The 15,200-nt window shown below is 47.4% G+C and carries 11 protein-coding genes; 1 reads left to right on the forward strand and 10 read right to left on the reverse strand.

Translation table 11 applies throughout. The features are described 5' to 3' along the window. Window positions 1-36: 36 nt before the first annotated feature. The 5 genes from CHL1_RS14495 to CHL1_RS14515 form a co-directional block, all read right to left on the reverse strand. Window positions 37-1,791 (reverse strand): dCMP deaminase, encoded by a 1,755-nt coding sequence (locus CHL1_RS14495; protein WP_250933614.1) that lies wholly within the window; start codon window positions 1,789-1,791, stop codon window positions 37-39. Window positions 1,792-2,038: 247 nt separating this feature from the next. Beyond that, a complete protein-coding gene (locus tag CHL1_RS14500; RefSeq protein WP_250933616.1) occupies window positions 2,039-3,367 on the reverse strand; it encodes a restriction endonuclease subunit S in 1,329 nt (442 codons plus the stop codon). Window positions 3,368-3,370: 3 nt separating this feature from the next. Continuing rightward, a complete protein-coding gene (locus CHL1_RS14505) occupies window positions 3,371-4,780 on the reverse strand; it encodes a class I SAM-dependent DNA methyltransferase (RefSeq protein ID WP_250933618.1) in 1,410 nt (469 codons plus the stop codon). Then, window positions 4,777-8,112, reverse strand: coding sequence for a type I restriction-modification system endonuclease (gene hsdR, locus CHL1_RS14510; RefSeq protein ID WP_250933620.1), 3,336 nt, complete (start codon window positions 8,110-8,112; stop codon window positions 4,777-4,779). Before hsdR ends, CHL1_RS14505 begins: the two co-directional genes overlap by 4 nt. Window positions 8,113-8,470: 358 nt before the next feature. Beyond that, window positions 8,471-9,097: a hypothetical protein gene (locus CHL1_RS14515; RefSeq protein WP_250933622.1), complete on the reverse strand. Its 627-nt coding sequence runs from the start codon at window positions 9,095-9,097 to the stop codon at window positions 8,471-8,473. A 266-nt stretch (window positions 9,098-9,363) separates the two neighbouring features. Between CHL1_RS14515 and CHL1_RS14520 the strand changes: the two genes are divergently transcribed. After that, window positions 9,364-9,789 carry a pyridoxamine 5'-phosphate oxidase family protein gene (locus CHL1_RS14520; protein WP_250933623.1) on the forward strand — a complete coding sequence of 142 codons (426 nt, stop codon included), beginning with the start codon at window positions 9,364-9,366 and terminating at the stop codon, window positions 9,787-9,789. Between the two features lie 143 nt (window positions 9,790-9,932). On the opposite strand, the gene CHL1_RS14525 is transcribed toward CHL1_RS14520, so the two are convergent. From CHL1_RS14525 to lctD, 5 genes are all read right to left on the reverse strand, one after another. Then, complete coding sequence (locus CHL1_RS14525) at window positions 9,933-10,244, reverse strand: helix-turn-helix domain-containing protein (RefSeq protein WP_250933626.1); 312 nt, start codon at window positions 10,242-10,244, stop codon at window positions 9,933-9,935. Continuing rightward, complete coding sequence (locus CHL1_RS14530) at window positions 10,241-10,606, reverse strand: type II toxin-antitoxin system RelE/ParE family toxin (protein ID WP_250933628.1); 366 nt, start codon at window positions 10,604-10,606, stop codon at window positions 10,241-10,243. The genes CHL1_RS14525 and CHL1_RS14530 overlap by 4 nt, the downstream gene beginning before the upstream one ends. 139 nt (window positions 10,607-10,745) lie before the next feature. Then, window positions 10,746-12,017, reverse strand: coding sequence for a nickel-dependent lactate racemase (larA, locus tag CHL1_RS14535; RefSeq protein WP_250933629.1), 1,272 nt, complete (start codon window positions 12,015-12,017; stop codon window positions 10,746-10,748). Between the two features lie 235 nt (window positions 12,018-12,252). Then, window positions 12,253-13,791, reverse strand: coding sequence for an L-lactate permease (locus CHL1_RS14540; RefSeq protein WP_250933631.1), 1,539 nt, complete (start codon window positions 13,789-13,791; stop codon window positions 12,253-12,255). 8 nt (window positions 13,792-13,799) lie between these two features. Further along, window positions 13,800-15,200: a lactate dehydrogenase subunit LctD gene (gene lctD, locus CHL1_RS14545; RefSeq protein ID WP_250933633.1), complete on the reverse strand. Its 1,401-nt coding sequence runs from the start codon at window positions 15,198-15,200 to the stop codon at window positions 13,800-13,802.

Genomic DNA, 15,200 nt, shown 5'->3' on the forward strand with positions numbered 1-15,200 from the left:
AGCACTTGTACTTCTTCGTTCTTAATCCTACTAGCCTCACTTTCTTGAGTTTTTTACTTCATTAATTATTTCTTTTGGATTTACTCCAATTAACATTTCTAACTCATCTTTAAAAGATATTTTTGGTGTATATAAAGCAATATATGCATTACCTATTGCACCATAAAACAAATTCATCTCAGGATTATTATTACTGCCAAAATTTAATATATGATTCTGTGAAATTCCTGGATAGGGATCAATATAATAAATCTTCTTGATACCTAATTGATACGCCTTTTTTGCACATAATTCGCATGGACTCGCAGTTGTGAATAAGAAACCATCTTTTACACCTATCCCCCCATATTTTGATATTTGTAGAAAGGCATTCTCTTCAGCATGAAGTGCCCTTGTATAAACTTGGTTTTTTTGACACTTCATACCATTATATATATCTTTAAAACAATATGGATATTTTCGACCATTTAACTTGTTATAGTCAATTTTCTCATATACCATTTCAATTGTTTTTGAAAACTCACAATCAGTTATTTCGTAATTGCTATAAGATTCTTTGTCTTTATTTTCTAAATACTGTTTAATATCTCTTAAATTGCATGATACTTGTCCTTTCGGAACTTCATTCCAACCAACTGATTTTATAGAATAATCATCGCCTGTTACAACTGCACCAACTTGTCTCGAAAGGCACCCTGAATTAAATTTTACATTGTAAGCAATTTGCATACATCTTTCTATGTGAGTAGGCGTAATTAATCCAGGATGTCGCATTAAAACAACATATTTTAATAATTGTACAGTCAAAAAATAATAATCGCAGTTTTCTATATCAGGATTGTAAACATGAATATCTGATATTTCTAAACAGGCTAAAATATTTTGATTATAAAATTTTTCTTCACGTTCTAACTTTTGGGGATACTCTGTTTTATCCAGACTTTGAATTTCATCTGAACTTAATTTAGATAATCTCTTTCGCCTTGATACATCATCGGTGTTTACAGAAATCAAATAAAAAGCACTGTAACGTTCTTTGAAAAATACTGCTTCAAAAGGATTTCTTATCGCATCAATACAAATTAGAGTATGTTTGTTCTTTGCTTTATTATTTTTTCGTATTGCTTTTATTAAAGTATTTGTACGTTCTGCTAAAGCAAATATTTTTTCAGGATTAAATTCAGATTTAAAAGGATCGCCCGATGCTCTTATATTATTGCCTATCTTCTGAAATATATATGTATATAATTGAGCATCCTTTCCATTATCTTTTATATTGTAATCTGTTAGAATATTTTTCAATCGTGAAGCCATAGGAGGAATTTTATTAGCGTATGTATCGTATAATTTAAAATCATCTGAATTCTCAGAATGAACGGAATCAAGATCCCCTTTTATTTGATTTATGTCTGTTTTTAAATCCGAAAGACTTGTTAATATCTTTTCTTTAGCATCTGCTTTTTCCATAAAATCTGATAAGTATTTTTCAAACTCATCGTATCCTTTTTCAAATATGTAAGATGCAATAATACTACTGATTGAAATAATTTGAAATGGTCTCCATTTATTTTCGGGTTTATTTACATATTCATACAATATTGAATATTTTATTTCCTCGCTATCTTTAAAATCATAGTTCTTCGGCTTCCTTAATTTTAATTTTTTGAATTCCGGCTCTTTTAAAATATCTGCAACTGTTGTGCAACCTGAACCTGTTCTTCCTGTTAAACCAATAATAACAAAATCTTCTCTGTCTTCAAAAATTTTATTAATCGCCTCACACGCATTCAAAATAATATTTCTCCTTCCATTTTTTTTAATTTTAGAACTTTTTTAAACATTTCTCTAGTTTCTTCAATTTTCATTATTGAAACTCTGAATATTCTTATGCGCTGAAATCGCAATTTCGGAAATTGAAAAATTAAGTTAGTGTGACTGGCATCAGTGCTTTATTTTTTACAAAGCCGTTAAGCTAGTCTAGCATTAGTCGCATTTACTAACTTCTCTGTATTAATTGTATAGTTTTTACCAATTGACTTTAACCTGTTAAAAAAGCAGCTAATAACTCTACCGCACTCTCTTCCCCCGCCACATTCGTCCCCAGTTCTCCCCGGAAGGCTTTGCCGAGGATGGTTTTTTTGATGGTGTCAATCTGATCAATCTGGTCGCAGAGGTCTTTGGCGGCCTGTTCTTTTGCGAAGAGGTCGTCTAGGATACAAACTACTTGATTTTGCTCTACAAATGGTAGCATCATTATTTTCATCTCTTTTATAACTTTTAAGCTCAAAAAAGGTTGCGCTCCACCTTTGCTTATTTCTGCTAATGTCTTCTCTTTTGTATATTGTAGATAGTAATTTACATAATATGGATTAACATCCTCTTTCAATTTTAATATTGCCGAATTTTTAAATGAAAATTCGAAATCTACATCAATAACGGCTGAAGTACCAGAACCTGCTCCAATATTTACAAGTAAAATATCACCCTTTTTAGGATGCGCTTTATTATATAATTCTCTATGATTTTTTTCATCCATAAATAAACCACTGTTGAAATTAATACCTGTTTCTTTTACATTACCTGCCATAACATATGGATAACCTATATTTTGAGGACTTGGAGAATTATGAAAGCCATCTGTAATCTTTGTCGTGATATCAATCAGCTTTTTGTATTCTAAATGTTTCTGAATAATATGTTCTTCCCGCCACTTTTTTGTGAGGGCACCGGTGAAGGCCTGGTGGAGGATGGCGGCTTTGCGGGTTTCGAAGCTGTCCAGGGCCTCCTGGATCAGGGCTTTGGCCTGGTCCAGCTGGTCAAAGAGGCTTTCGATGCGGTCAACGATGCGCTGCTGTTCGGCCAGGGGTGGGAGGGGGAATTTGCATTCAAGAATTGTCTCTCTAGAAATCCCCGGAATTAAACCATTAGCCGATTCTTTAAAATAATTTATTTGGTTAAACAAGAAATATTCTAAATATTTATTATGACTTGCTTCTGATGCTCTCAATGCCATAATTTGTCTGCTAATATTAATTTCATCTTCATTTTGTAAATATATTTTTCCGACTGTTCCCTTAACAGAAATTAACAAATCATTCTTTTTTGAAACAACCACTGGTTTTTCAATCCAGCGTTCAATATTGAATTTATCATCATTAATATTACTTGCGCCTAGAATATACGGTATACCAATTTGTTTATCATTACATAAATTTGTAGCAACATCTCTGCCGGAAATTAGTGTTATCACACTCCCCAACCTCGTCCATACCCAATTCCCCGGTACCTTATAAGGCTGCTCATCCTCCCTCACCAGCGCTTCCGCCAGCTTTTCCTCAACCGTCAACTCCTGTTTCTTCTTGGCCATATCCTAGGCCTCCAACGAGCGGAGTTCTTTTAAGACGCTCTGAATCAGATCGACGGCTTCTTCCAGTTTGGCTACGACATCTTCGCCGCTTTCAATCGGGTCGGGCATGTCCTCATAGTCGATAATGCTGTCATCCCGGATCAGGCCGAGATCGAGGCTGTCGTTTTTATCTTTTATCTGCATCCGGCTAAAGCACGAGAAGCGTTCGTCGTCAACCGCACTGCGGTCGGCAGCCGTATAGGCAGCGATAAAGCCGTCAAAATGGGCTTCGGTGAGGGGGCTGGTTTTGCCAAAATTTTTCATGTTGGTGCGCAGGTCATAAAACCAGACTTCTTTGGTATTATCTTTTTCGCTCTGGCCCCGGCTAAAGAAAAGCACATTGGTTTTAACCCCCTGGGCGTAGAAAATCCCGGTGGGCAGCCGCAGAATCGTATGGAGGTTACACTTGTGCATCAGATCGGCTCGAATCGACGCCCCATCACCGTCGGCAAAGAGGACATTATCCGGCAGCACCACGGCGGCCCGGGCTTTGCCGTCAGCTTTTAAACTGCGATAAATGTGCTGCAGAAAATTAAGCTGCTTGTTTGAGGAAGGAAAGGTGAGGTCGTCCCGGGTAGAGCGCTCGCCGCCTTTCTTGGTGCCAAAGGGCGGATTGGTCAGCACCACATCGAAATTCTTCATCGCCTTGCCGGCGCTCGACAGAGTATCCCCCAGCAGAATTTCCCCTTCAATGTCGTGGAGCATGGCGTTCATCAAGGCCAGGCGGTGGGTATCATGAACCAGCTCGCAGCCGGAAAACGCCTGATACTTCTGAAAATCCTGCAACTCGGGTATATCAAAATATTCATCAGTGGCATCCTTAACAAACCGGTCGGCGGCGATCATAAAGCCAAAGGTGCCGCAGGCGGGATCGTTGCAGCGTTCCCCGGGCTGGGGGGCAATCAGCCGGGTCATCACATTGATCAGCACCCGGGGGGTGAAATACTGGCCGGCGCCGGATTTCTTTTCGTTGGCGTTTTTCTCCAGCAGCCCTTCATAAAGGTTGCCCAGGCCTTCTTCCTTGGCGGAGTACCAGTCCAGGGCGTCAATATTTAAAATAATCTTCTCGAGATTTTTGGGTTCGTCAATGTTGGACCGGGCCCCGGCGTAAATCTCCAGAATCCGGCCGCTGGTTTCCTCGCCCAGGTGGGTCAGCAGTTGGTTATAGAAGCGTTTCAGTTCAATCCCCTGTTTTTTGACCAGCTCCTCCCAGCGGTAGGCTGCCGGAATGGCGCCGTCGGTGCCGGTTTCTTTGGCCATTTTCAGAAACAAGATATAAGTCAGCTCGGTCACGTACTGGTGATAGGTAATGCCGTCATCTCTGAGCACGTTACAGAGATTCCAGAGTTTGGATACAATTTCCTGATTATTCATGATGCTGCGTTTCCTCCATCGTCATATAAATACTGATTCAGTTCGGTAATGATCTGACCCAGCTGGTTTTTAAACACCTTGTTGATTTTGTCAAAGCCGCCGTGATCTTTAAAAGCCCCGGTGTTAAAGGTGTCCGGCTCCAGAATGGTTTCGGCCAACAGGTTCTTTTCAATCCGGGCCAGCCAGTTTTCTTCCATTTTACTGAAATGATGCTGCTTTTTAAGGCGGGCCATGGCGTTTTTAATCCGGTCCTCGTGGCTGACTAACGCCGAACCCAGGGCCTGCTGGCGGATCAGGCTGATGATGTCAGCGGCAATGTCCTCATTGGTGACGGCCTTTAAGGCGCTGTTTAACTGGGCTTCGGTAAACTGATGGCGATCCAGTTCCAGTTTCAGGCTTTTTAAGCTCTCCCGGGTCATTTCTCCGGGGCTGGTGCAGACAATCTTCAAGGCCATGATCTTGTTTTTATTGTCGTTGATAAAGACCTTAAAGGCGTCCAGATAATCCTCGGGTCGGCTGCCGGCGCCGTAGCCCCGGGTGTGGCCAAGCAGTTCGTCCGCCGCATCGGAAATCACCACCGGACGGCTCCCCGCTTTGCTGTTTTGCTTCAGGATGGCAAAGAGATCGGCGGCCCCCTGCAGCTTGGCTTTGGCTTCCGCCACCGGCAGCTTTCTGATGGTTTTTATAAACTGCTCCGGAGAGTCCCCGCCGCAAAGGCTCGCAAACTGGGCCCGGGCGGTTTCATCCAGGCTGCCTTTGCCCCGCTGGAGCTTGGCCAGGATCATCTCGATCTGGTTTTTCTGCTGGGCTTCGGTGGGCAGTACCGCCAGCCCCGCCAGCAGATCCTCAAAACTGGTGCTGGGGTTTTTCACCACCGGTTTCATGGTGTTGTAGGGTTCTAGGGCTTCATAGACCCCCACCGGGTCATAAATATCAAAGTGGGTTTTGCCAATGGCAGGGCAAAGCCGGGTGGCCCGGCCCAGCATCTGTTCAAAGAGAATCCGGGATTTGACCCGACGCATAAAGATCAGGGTGGTAATTTCCGGCACGTCAATGCCGGTGGTCAGCAGATCCACCGTCACGGCAATGTTGGGGTATTTTTCGTTCTTGAAGTGCTTGATGGCTTCCAGCACTTTTTTCTTGTTGCCGCCGCCAACGCTGCCGGTAATTTTTAGGATGGCGTCATTATCCACCCCCATCGGCTCGTAAAGCTCTTTTAAAATTTTAACAATCAGATCGGCATGGTTGTCATCCACCGCAAAGACCAAGGTTTTGCCCTCGCCTTCGGGGTCGAGATCGTTGGCGATTTCGGCCAGCACCGTACGGTTGAAGCTTTCGGTGATGACCTGGCGGTTGAACTGTTCCACCTCAAACTTCAGCTCGTCTTCCAGCTGGTCGCTGTTGACGATGTCCCCGGTGACCGGATCGTAGATCACCAGGGTATCCCCGGGGTGATAGACAATGCCCCCGGTGGATAGTTTCGTGGTCAGGGTGTGGGGGGCATCGTGATCCACCAGATAGCCCTCAATGACCGCTTCCCGGTAGCTGTAGGAAAACACCGGCGGCCCGAAAATTTCGCTGGTGTGCAGCGCCGGGGTGGCAGTCATGGCCACCTTGACGGCATCGAAATAGTCGATGACAGCCCGGTATTTGCTGATGAAATCGTCCTGGCTGCGATAGAGGATTTCATCCTCTCCCAGCTCTTTGTCGAGGATATAGCCCCGATGGGCCTCATCCACCACAATCAGATCGTAGTCCGACACCGCCGGGATGGTGTCCTCTTCGTTGTAGAGAATCCGCTTGACCAGGCTTTGAACCGTGGCCACGTGGATTCGGGTTTCCTTATCGATGGACCGGTCTTCGAGATTTTTAATGTTGTAAATGGCATCCAGGGTCAGCAGGTCTTCCAGTCTCACTTCCCGAAAGACATCCTGGGCCTGTTCCCCCAGGGCGGAACGATCCACCAGAAAGAGAATCCGCTTGAAGCGGCCGGATTTGAGAAAGCGGTAGATCAGTCCGAGGATGGTCCGGGTTTTGCCGGTGCCGGTGGCCATCGACAAAAGTACCTTATCCCGTCCTTCCCGGACGGCGGTTTCGGCGGCGACAATGGCCTCAATCTGATAGGGGCGCAGATTCAGGCCATTTTTGTCCGACAGAAAATCCCGGGACATGGCAGCCAGCGCCCCATTGGCCGCATCAAGATCCCGCTCCAGCAGCTCCATGATCCCCTCGGGGCTCATCCAGCCCTGGAGGGCCCTGGGGATATTGGCATCATTGCGGACATCCCGGAACCAGATGCCGGATTTGGTTTCCAGCTGTTTTAGGTATTTGCGGCCGTTGGTGGCAAAGAGAAAGGGGGCCTTGTAGCCATGCCAGTTGCCGATCAGGTAGGGGGCGTCGGCTTCCCGGATGGTTTGGGCGTAGGACTTGCACTGGTAGTCAATCACCCCGGGGATATCAAGGGCAGAGCGCTTGGCCTCAATGATCCCGACCAGCTTTTCGCCGACAAACAGGGCGTAGTCGGCATAGCCGCTGGTGCTGACATGGAAGTCGGTGGGCCATTCGGCAATGGCCTGATTTTTACCCATTTGGGGGCGGGCGCCACTGGCGTAGGTGAGGTTGACGGTATCGGCGTCCCAGCCGACTTTTTGCAGCTGAATGTCAATTAAATAGCGGGTTTCGGCTTCGCTTAAGGTTAGCTGACTGGCGGCACTTTGGGCCTGTTTGGCCCGCTGGGGACGGGTCGCCGGGGTCAATTGATCAGTTTTTGCGGCCTGTTGTTTAAGGGCTTCAATCTGGGCCTCTTTTTCGGCCAGGCTTTTTTTCAGGGCTTGGGCTTCAGCTTTTTGCTGATTTTGCCAGGCCTTCAGGGCCGCTTTGGCCTTTGCCGGATAAAGCTGTTCTTTACCGGCTCCCACCGGCGGCGGCAGCACAAAGGGTTGTGGCTGGTAGGCCCAGTCGCCATAAACCTGCATAAACCAGACGCCCAGCTTAAAGCCCATCTCCAACAGCATGGCCGCCTCAGCAAAGCTGCCATAACCTTCATGGACGGCCCGGTTCCGGGCTTTGCGCAGGCCATAAAGCAGATCGTCGAGTTCCGGGGTCAGCAGGCCCTCACGTTTTAGGGCTTTGATCCGGTTGGCATGGGTGTTGTCAGTCTCTGGTGGCGCTACCCCATCAAACTCCATCATCCGGTTGACGATGGTTTCGCCAAAAAGCCCCAGCTTGATGATACAGCTGTTGCTGTCACTATGGAGGTAGTCTTCGGCCAGACTGCCGATGGTGGCCAGTTCCGGAAAATGATCCGTTAAAAAAGCGTAGTTGGACTTCATAAAACATCCCCTTCTGTATTGAATTCAATCGATTCCAATTTTCTCACTGCTTAATATTATACGCCCCCACCCCTCAAAAACCAGTAAAATCACCGTTTTTCGCCACGTTCCTTCCCCCTATTCACTTTATTTAGCAAATGTCAAATTTTTAAGCGCCGCCGCCGATTTCAGCTCACAAAACTGCACCCCCTGATAAAGAAAGGCCAGCTCCAGGGGGTAGTCCCGGGCGGCCCACCAAGCCCTGCCATCCCTGCATCATCCCAGCCCTGCCCTCACTAAAAAAAGTGCCACAACTAAAAGCGGTGGCACTTTTTTGATAAGCTGAAATTGTTAAGCCTTATCTGATCCTTGATCGTCGCTAAAAATTCAAGATAAAGGTACTGAGATCGCTTCCCCCGGGACCGGCAAAAGTGACACTGAGCATTGAAGCCAAGCCCGGTTTAATCCAATAGCGCTCGGTTGTAATGGCCCCACCAGCACCTTCGGCCTCACTCACCACGATCCCGTCTTGTCCCAGGATACTTTTAACCTCGTCGTAGGTCATCCCTTCGATAATCTTTTCGGCTTGCTCCTCGGTTATCCGTTGATCATCCGTCGCTGCGATGATATATTTTTCGGTCCCGATCAACTTTTTAGATAAAGCAACCTTGGGACTGCCATCGCCGAGACTCCGTTCCATAAAAATGACGGTCACCCCATTACCATTTTCATCCACATAATCAAACGCCCCTTCCACCGGGGATGTCGGGGTGACACCCAATGCCGCATCGACTTCCGCTTTGGTCTGGCCGATTTGCACCTTGTTGAAAAAATCACTGACATTTTCGCCAGCCTGATCCGTGCTCTCTTTTTCCGTCGTCTGTCCAGCCACTTGATCAGAGCTGTCTTTTTCCCCCGCCGGCTGACCGCAGCCGGTTAGTAGAACCAGTGAACAAAGCAACACAAACCCGATCAAACCCCAGTTTTTAGCACTAACCTTCATCATCGTGCACCTCCTGTAAAATTAGTTTATGGTGTTTATGTTATACCCCGTTTCCAGCTGATTAATCATCACCACCCCACCCATTCAAGCTGATTTTTTACCCAAGGCTACCTACCTGTGCTATAATCAGATTAACATCCGCAACCGTTAAGGATTCCTTTACGGTGATTATCCGGGTGGTTCAGAAGAACCATCCCTGGCCTGTCAAAATTTATTTATGCGGCCCAGAGGATGGCTTCCCCTTCCTCCCGCTGATGAAAGGTGGTAATATGTTAGCTAAACTGGAATCGCTTCTGCGCGACAATTCCCTCTGTGTTTTATGTACCGAAGCCGCGGGCAACCCCTATTGCTCGTTGATGACCTATCTGCCCAGCGACGATCTGGGGACACTTTATCTGGTCTCCACCCGGGAGTCGCGCAAATTTAAGAATCTGCTGGCCAATCCCCGGGTCAGTATCCTGGTCGATAGCCGCCAGCACCAAGGCCAGGGAGCCAACATCGTCTCAGTGACCTTTGCCGGTCTATTTACGCCCCTGACCGAGGCTGAAGTCCTGCCGATCAAGACCACGTTCGCCGAAAAACATCCGGAACTGGCCGAAATCCTCAGTCATCCCGACAGCCTTGTCTTTGCGATTAAGTTACAGTCCTATCTGCTGCTGGATGGCCCGGTGACCGCTGAGCAGGGTGAATTATAAGGTTTACCGCTTTATAAAAATAGCGAGGTCTAAGCTTAACCGCTTAAACCTCGCTATTTTTTAATCCTGATAATGCCCTTTGCGGGAAATTATGCCATCATTCACTTGTAAAGCCTGCGCTTTCAGATTTTAGAAAGGGGCCCTTATTTCACAATCGTTTTCTCTTTGGGTACAATCGCCAATGTATACCCCAGCGGGTCAAGAAGCTTAAACAGGGTATCAATTTTGGGAATGGCTTTGAGATTCTCCAGACGTGCGATGGCCGGTTGTTTTAATCCAGTCAGATCAGCGAGTTGTTTTTGTGACATTCCACACTGCTCACGGGCTTCGATCAGTTTGCCGATCAGCGCTACCTCAAATTCAATTTCTGCCCTTTCTGAATCGCTCAAGAAATCAGAGTCATTATAAAGATCATTGAATTCTGTAAATTCTTCATTGCCAATTTTAATACTCATTGCTGGCACACCCTTTCTTTAAAATCATTCATATTATTGATTGCTTTTTCAATTTCCTTTCGCGGTATCTTTTGCGACTTCTTATGGAAATAGTGAAGCAAAACAAACGTATCATCTTGCCAATAAAAGAAAAATATCCGATCTGATAAGGGCCGGAGTTCCCAGATATCGCCATCAATATGCTTAACGGTGGGATTGCCAATTCTTGTGCCATATTCCTGTAACGATCGTATGTAACTAGTGATTTTTATAAATTTAACACGATTTTGCTTACTGCTACTGGCTTTGGTTTTTAAACTGGTGAGGTATTCCCTGATCGGCTCATTACCCTTTGCGTCTTTATAAAAAATTACTTCATACATTCCGTCCCCTTCATTGATTCAATTATAACATATTTGTTATATCTTTGCAATCATCCCTTTATAAGCTTCTCCTTTAATGCTTCGTTCAATAAAACCGCGCAAACAAAAAAAGGTATGGCATCAGCCATACCTCATTCTACTATTCCACAATCACCGCCACCCCATCGGGGATCACCGTGACGGTGGCCGCTTCATTGTTCAGATATTCCCGGGCTAAGCTCAACGCTTCATTGACATCCTTAGCCGGAGTCATCTGGAATTCTTTAATCATCTCATCCGGGGCAGCCGATATATAAATGACCTTGGCTTTTAAAAGAATCCGAGCCAGGATCTGGGCTTCCCACTGATCGGGGATGGTTTCGTTGCGGGGGGTGTTGACGAAACCGGCCAGCATCCGTTCGAGATTTTTTTCATCCCGGAAGGTATTGAAAAAGGCGGCGCCACCATGACCATCGTTGGATTTGGCCAGCATGATAATCACCCCGCTAGGCTTGACGGCGGCTTCAGCAGCGGTCATTCCTTTCACGGCCTGATAGATGTTCTGATCCAGCGGGTAGCCGCCGTTGCTGGTAATGACGATATCGCTGGGGGTTGCCTTGACCTTGCAGAGTTTTTCCAGAAAGGTCCGGCCCTTGATGTGGGCGGCATCGCAATCTCCGGCGACGGCATAGATCACCTCTTTTTCGGAATTGATCACGACATTGACCACAAAGGCCAGCTTGGCGGTGCGGGCAGCGTAGAGCATATCGATATGGAGGGGGTTGCCCTCAATCACCCCGGTCCGGGCCTTGGGATGGGCAATGAATTCACCGCAATGATTGGCCAGCACACTGACCCGGCTGGCAATGCCCGGCAGCACGCTCTTCCGGCCGCCGGAAAAACCGGCAAAGAAATGGGGCTCAATAAAGCCTTCCGAAACCAGCAGATCAGCCTCCGCTGCTAACTTGTTGATGATCAGCGCCCCGCCGGAGGGCAAGGTGCCGATTTCCACCAGGCTGCTGTCATCACCGGAATCATGGACGACAATCCGCTCCTGATCGACGATGGTTTCGCCAAATTTGGCGACCAGTTCCTCCCGGGTAGTCAGGCGGTGAAAACCGGTGGCAATCAAGATGGTGATCTCCGCATCCGGATTGCCCCGACGGATTTCTTTTAGCATCTGCGGCATAATAATTTTACTGGGCACCGGCCGGGTATGGTCACTGGCAATAATTACGATCTTTTGTTTGCCCACGGCCAGCTGACAAAGCTTATCTGAGCCCTCGGGGTTGGCAATGGCTGCTGCCACCAGCTCGCTCTCAGTTTGCTCGGGATGATAGTCTTCAATCTGAGAGAGCAACACGCCATTTAGGCACGCCTCATCAAGCACCAACGCTTGTTTTTCTTTTCCATAAGGTATTTTGATTTCCATAAACGTATCCTTTCTGATTAGACGAAAGACATTAACAGAATTCTAATTTCTGCTAATGTCTTAACTTTCAAAGATGACTTCTCTTTATTTAATTTTTCTTTTATTTGATATCAGTTGAATTTAAGTACGTCATCGATTCATATGGCATTTGAGCAGTGACGGGCGATCAAGGATCGCCCCTACATTGCACTATTTCATTCAAATGATACGTTACTTTTTTCATTTGACATACGAATTATCCAAAGGTGCTCAACAGCCCGACAATCAGCGGTGCTCCGAAATAGACCACCAGTCCGATGATGATGACATAGACGGCGCAAACCTTCATGGTGGCCTGGAGAATCTTGCCCTCGCTGCCAATAATCCCGGTGGCGGCGGTGGCCACGGCAATACTCTGGGGGGAGATCATCTTACCGGCGGTAGCGCCAGCAGTGTTGGCGGCCAGCCAGTAGGGACTCATGCCGATGGCGTTGGCGGCCTCGACCTGAAGCCCGCCAAAGAGGACGTTGGCCGAGGTGTCACTGCCGGTAACAAAGGTCCCCAGGGCACCGATCAACGGCGCAATCAGGGGGTAGAAATCGCCGGTGACCAGCACCAGAATCTGGGCAATGACACCAATCATGCCGCTGTAACCCATCACCTTGGCCAGAGCCACAATCGACATGATCGTAATCGCCGATTTAAACATCTGCTTGACGGTTTTACCAAGAATCGTGGAAATCGCCCCGAACTTGACGCCTTGAATCAGGCCGCCCAGATAGGTGGCGATGATAATCAGGGTTCCCGGGGTGGCCAGCCAATAGAAGGTCATCGGCTTGCCGTGGGGGCCGGTGTAAATCTGCACCGTGGTGCTGACTTGTTTGAGCAGCCCGTTGATGGCCGGGAACAGCGACGAACAGAGAATAATAATGGCAAAAACCAGAATAAAGGGAAGCCAGGCCATAACGGCGGTCTTGAGCGGAATCTTTTCGATATTTTTAGCAGCGGTATCCTTATAAAAGACCTTGGCCATGGTAATCACCACCGCCATACAGATGACCGAGCCGACAATCGCTGGCAGTTCGGCGCCTAAATACTTGGCGACAAAAATCTGCGGTAAGCCGAAGGATAAACCGGCCATTAGGGTAATCAGGAAGACCCCTTTGATGGCTTTGACACTTTTGCCGGTAATGCTGACCAGGATGAAAGGAATAATCACGATCATCACAAACAACTGGATGGCAATGGTAAAGGACAAATCGTTTACATTGAGGCCCGTCACCGAGGCCAGGGTGCTGACCGGCAAGCCAATGGCCCCGAACGCCGTCGGAGTGGTGTTGGCAATCAGACAGATTATGGCAGCAAAGACCGGGTTAAAGCCCAGTGCAGCCAGAATGCTGGCGGGAATCGCCACGGCGGTACCAAAACCGGCAATGGCTTCCAGAAAACCACCAAAACCCCAGGCCAGAATTAAAACCAGAATCCGCTGATCGGTGGAGACCGAGCTCATCATTTTTTTAATGGTTTCCATGCCGCCGGTGTGGGTGACCAGGTTATAGGTAAAAACGGCCGCAATAATGACCAGAAAGATCGGCCAGATCGCCATCGCCGCCCCTTCCAGGGCAGCCGTCAGGCTATCGAGTACCGGCATCTGCCAGACCAGAATACTGAGTCCAATGGTCATCGCCAGGGCAATTGGACAGGCCTTCTGGCCGGGGATCTTTAAGACCCCCAGCGAGACAATCAGCCAGATCACCGGGATCAGGGCGATAAAGAAGAGTAACAGGTTATCCATATGCCCTCCTACATCTGACAGACTTTTTTAGGATTTAAAAGGTTTTTCGGATCAAAGGTTTGTTTAATGCCAGCCATCAGGGCCAGATGTTCTGTGCCAAAATCGTTGAGCAGATATTGTCGTTTGGCATAGCCGATGCCGTGTTCGCCGGAAACCAGTCCGTTAAAAGTCAGGGCCTTGGCATACATCCGGTCCATCGCTTCGTTAAGCTTGGCTTCCCATGCCTGTTGGTCAAGCTGGTCCCGACAGACATAGATATGCAGGTTGCCGTCACCGGCATGGCCAAAGCTGGGAATCCGAACATTCATTTCGGCAGCCAGTTCATGGGTAAACTCAATAAACTCGGCAATCCGGTTTCGCGGTACCACCACGTCGCACTCATCCATTTCGGTGGTGGAGGCTTTAATCGCTTCCAAAAAAGCGCCCCGGGCTGACCAGACCGATTCTTTCCGCTCGGCGGTATCGACAATATAGACATCTTTGGCGCCTTCGGCCAGACAAAGGTTTGCCACCACTTCGTATTCGGCTTCCACCTGTTCCCTGGAGTTGCCATCAAAGGTCAAGAGGATGTAGGCATTGCTGGAAGAATCCGGGAATTTTTTACCGAGAAAATCTTCAGCAAAGAGAATCGTCTGGCGTTCCATAAATTCGATGGCCGTCGGGATCGCCTTGGATTTGATGATCTTGGGCACAATTCCGGCAGCATCGCTGATATTATCAAAGGGAATCAAGAGGCTTAAGGTCATCTTGGGCAGCGGCAGCAGTTTTAAGATCGCCTTGGTGATCACACAAAGGGTTCCTTCGGAGCCGACGACCAGATCTTTTAAGCTGTAACCGGAGCTGTTTTTAACGATTTTTCCGCCCAACTCGATGATTTCACCGTTTGACAGAACCACCGTTAGACCCCGGACATAGTCCCGGGTGACGCCGTATTTGACAGCCCGCATCCCACCGGCGTTGGTGCTGATATTACCGGCAATGGTCGCCGATTTTTCACCGGGGATCGGGGGGTAAAAAAGATCGTGCTCTTCCACAAATTTCGACAGTTCCATTAAGAGGACGCCGGGTTCGACGGTAACGGTCAGGTTTTCTGAGTCCAGCTCAAGAATATTATTCATCAGCGTGGTTTCTAACATGATCCCGCCAAACAGTGGCACACAGGCCCCCACCAGGCCGGTACCGGACCCCCGGACGACGACTGGGATATTATGATCATAGGAATATTTCATGATTTTAGAAACTTCTTCGGTGGTGGTGACTTTGATCAGCACTTCCGGATAGGAATGAATGCTACCCAGCTCATCATGACTAAAATCTTCACCGATCTGATCGCCAACAAAAATCCGTTCGGCAGGAATCAGGGCCTTTAAAAAATCGATATCGTTTGTTTCCACTTTTTTGTAATTCAT

This window comes from Acetobacterium wieringae, from assembly GCF_023700225.1.
GTDB classification, from domain to species: Bacteria; Bacillota; Clostridia; order Eubacteriales; family Eubacteriaceae; genus Acetobacterium; species Acetobacterium wieringae.

What these genes read in the sequence shown, in the direction of transcription:
- CHL1_RS14500 (WP_250933616.1), bottom strand. Translation starts at nt 3,367, where the DNA reads ATGGCCAAGAAGAAACAGGAGTTGACGGTTGAGGAAAAGCTGGCGGAA.
- CHL1_RS14505 (WP_250933618.1), bottom strand. Translation starts at nt 4,780, where the DNA reads ATGAATAATCAGGAAATTGTATCCAAACTCTGGAATCTCTGTAACGTG.
- CHL1_RS14530 (WP_250933628.1), bottom strand. Translation starts at nt 10,606, where the DNA reads ATGTATGAAGTAATTTTTTATAAAGACGCAAAGGGTAATGAGCCGATC.
- CHL1_RS14515 (WP_250933622.1), bottom strand. Translation starts at nt 9,097, where the DNA reads ATGATGAAGGTTAGTGCTAAAAACTGGGGTTTGATCGGGTTTGTGTTG.
- larA (WP_250933629.1), bottom strand. Translation starts at nt 12,017, where the DNA reads ATGGAAATCAAAATACCTTATGGAAAAGAAAAACAAGCGTTGGTGCTT.
- lctD (WP_250933633.1), bottom strand. Translation starts at nt 15,200, where the DNA reads ATGAATTACAAAAAAGTGGAAACAAACGATATCGATTTTTTAAAGGCC.
- CHL1_RS14540 (WP_250933631.1), bottom strand. Translation starts at nt 13,791, where the DNA reads ATGGATAACCTGTTACTCTTCTTTATCGCCCTGATCCCGGTGATCTGG.
- hsdR (WP_250933620.1), bottom strand. Translation starts at nt 8,112, where the DNA reads ATGAAGTCCAACTACGCTTTTTTAACGGATCATTTTCCGGAACTGGCC.
- CHL1_RS14525 (WP_250933626.1), bottom strand. Translation starts at nt 10,244, where the DNA reads ATGAGTATTAAAATTGGCAATGAAGAATTTACAGAATTCAATGATCTT.
- CHL1_RS14520 (WP_250933623.1), top strand. Translation starts at nt 9,364, where the DNA reads ATGTTAGCTAAACTGGAATCGCTTCTGCGCGACAATTCCCTCTGTGTT.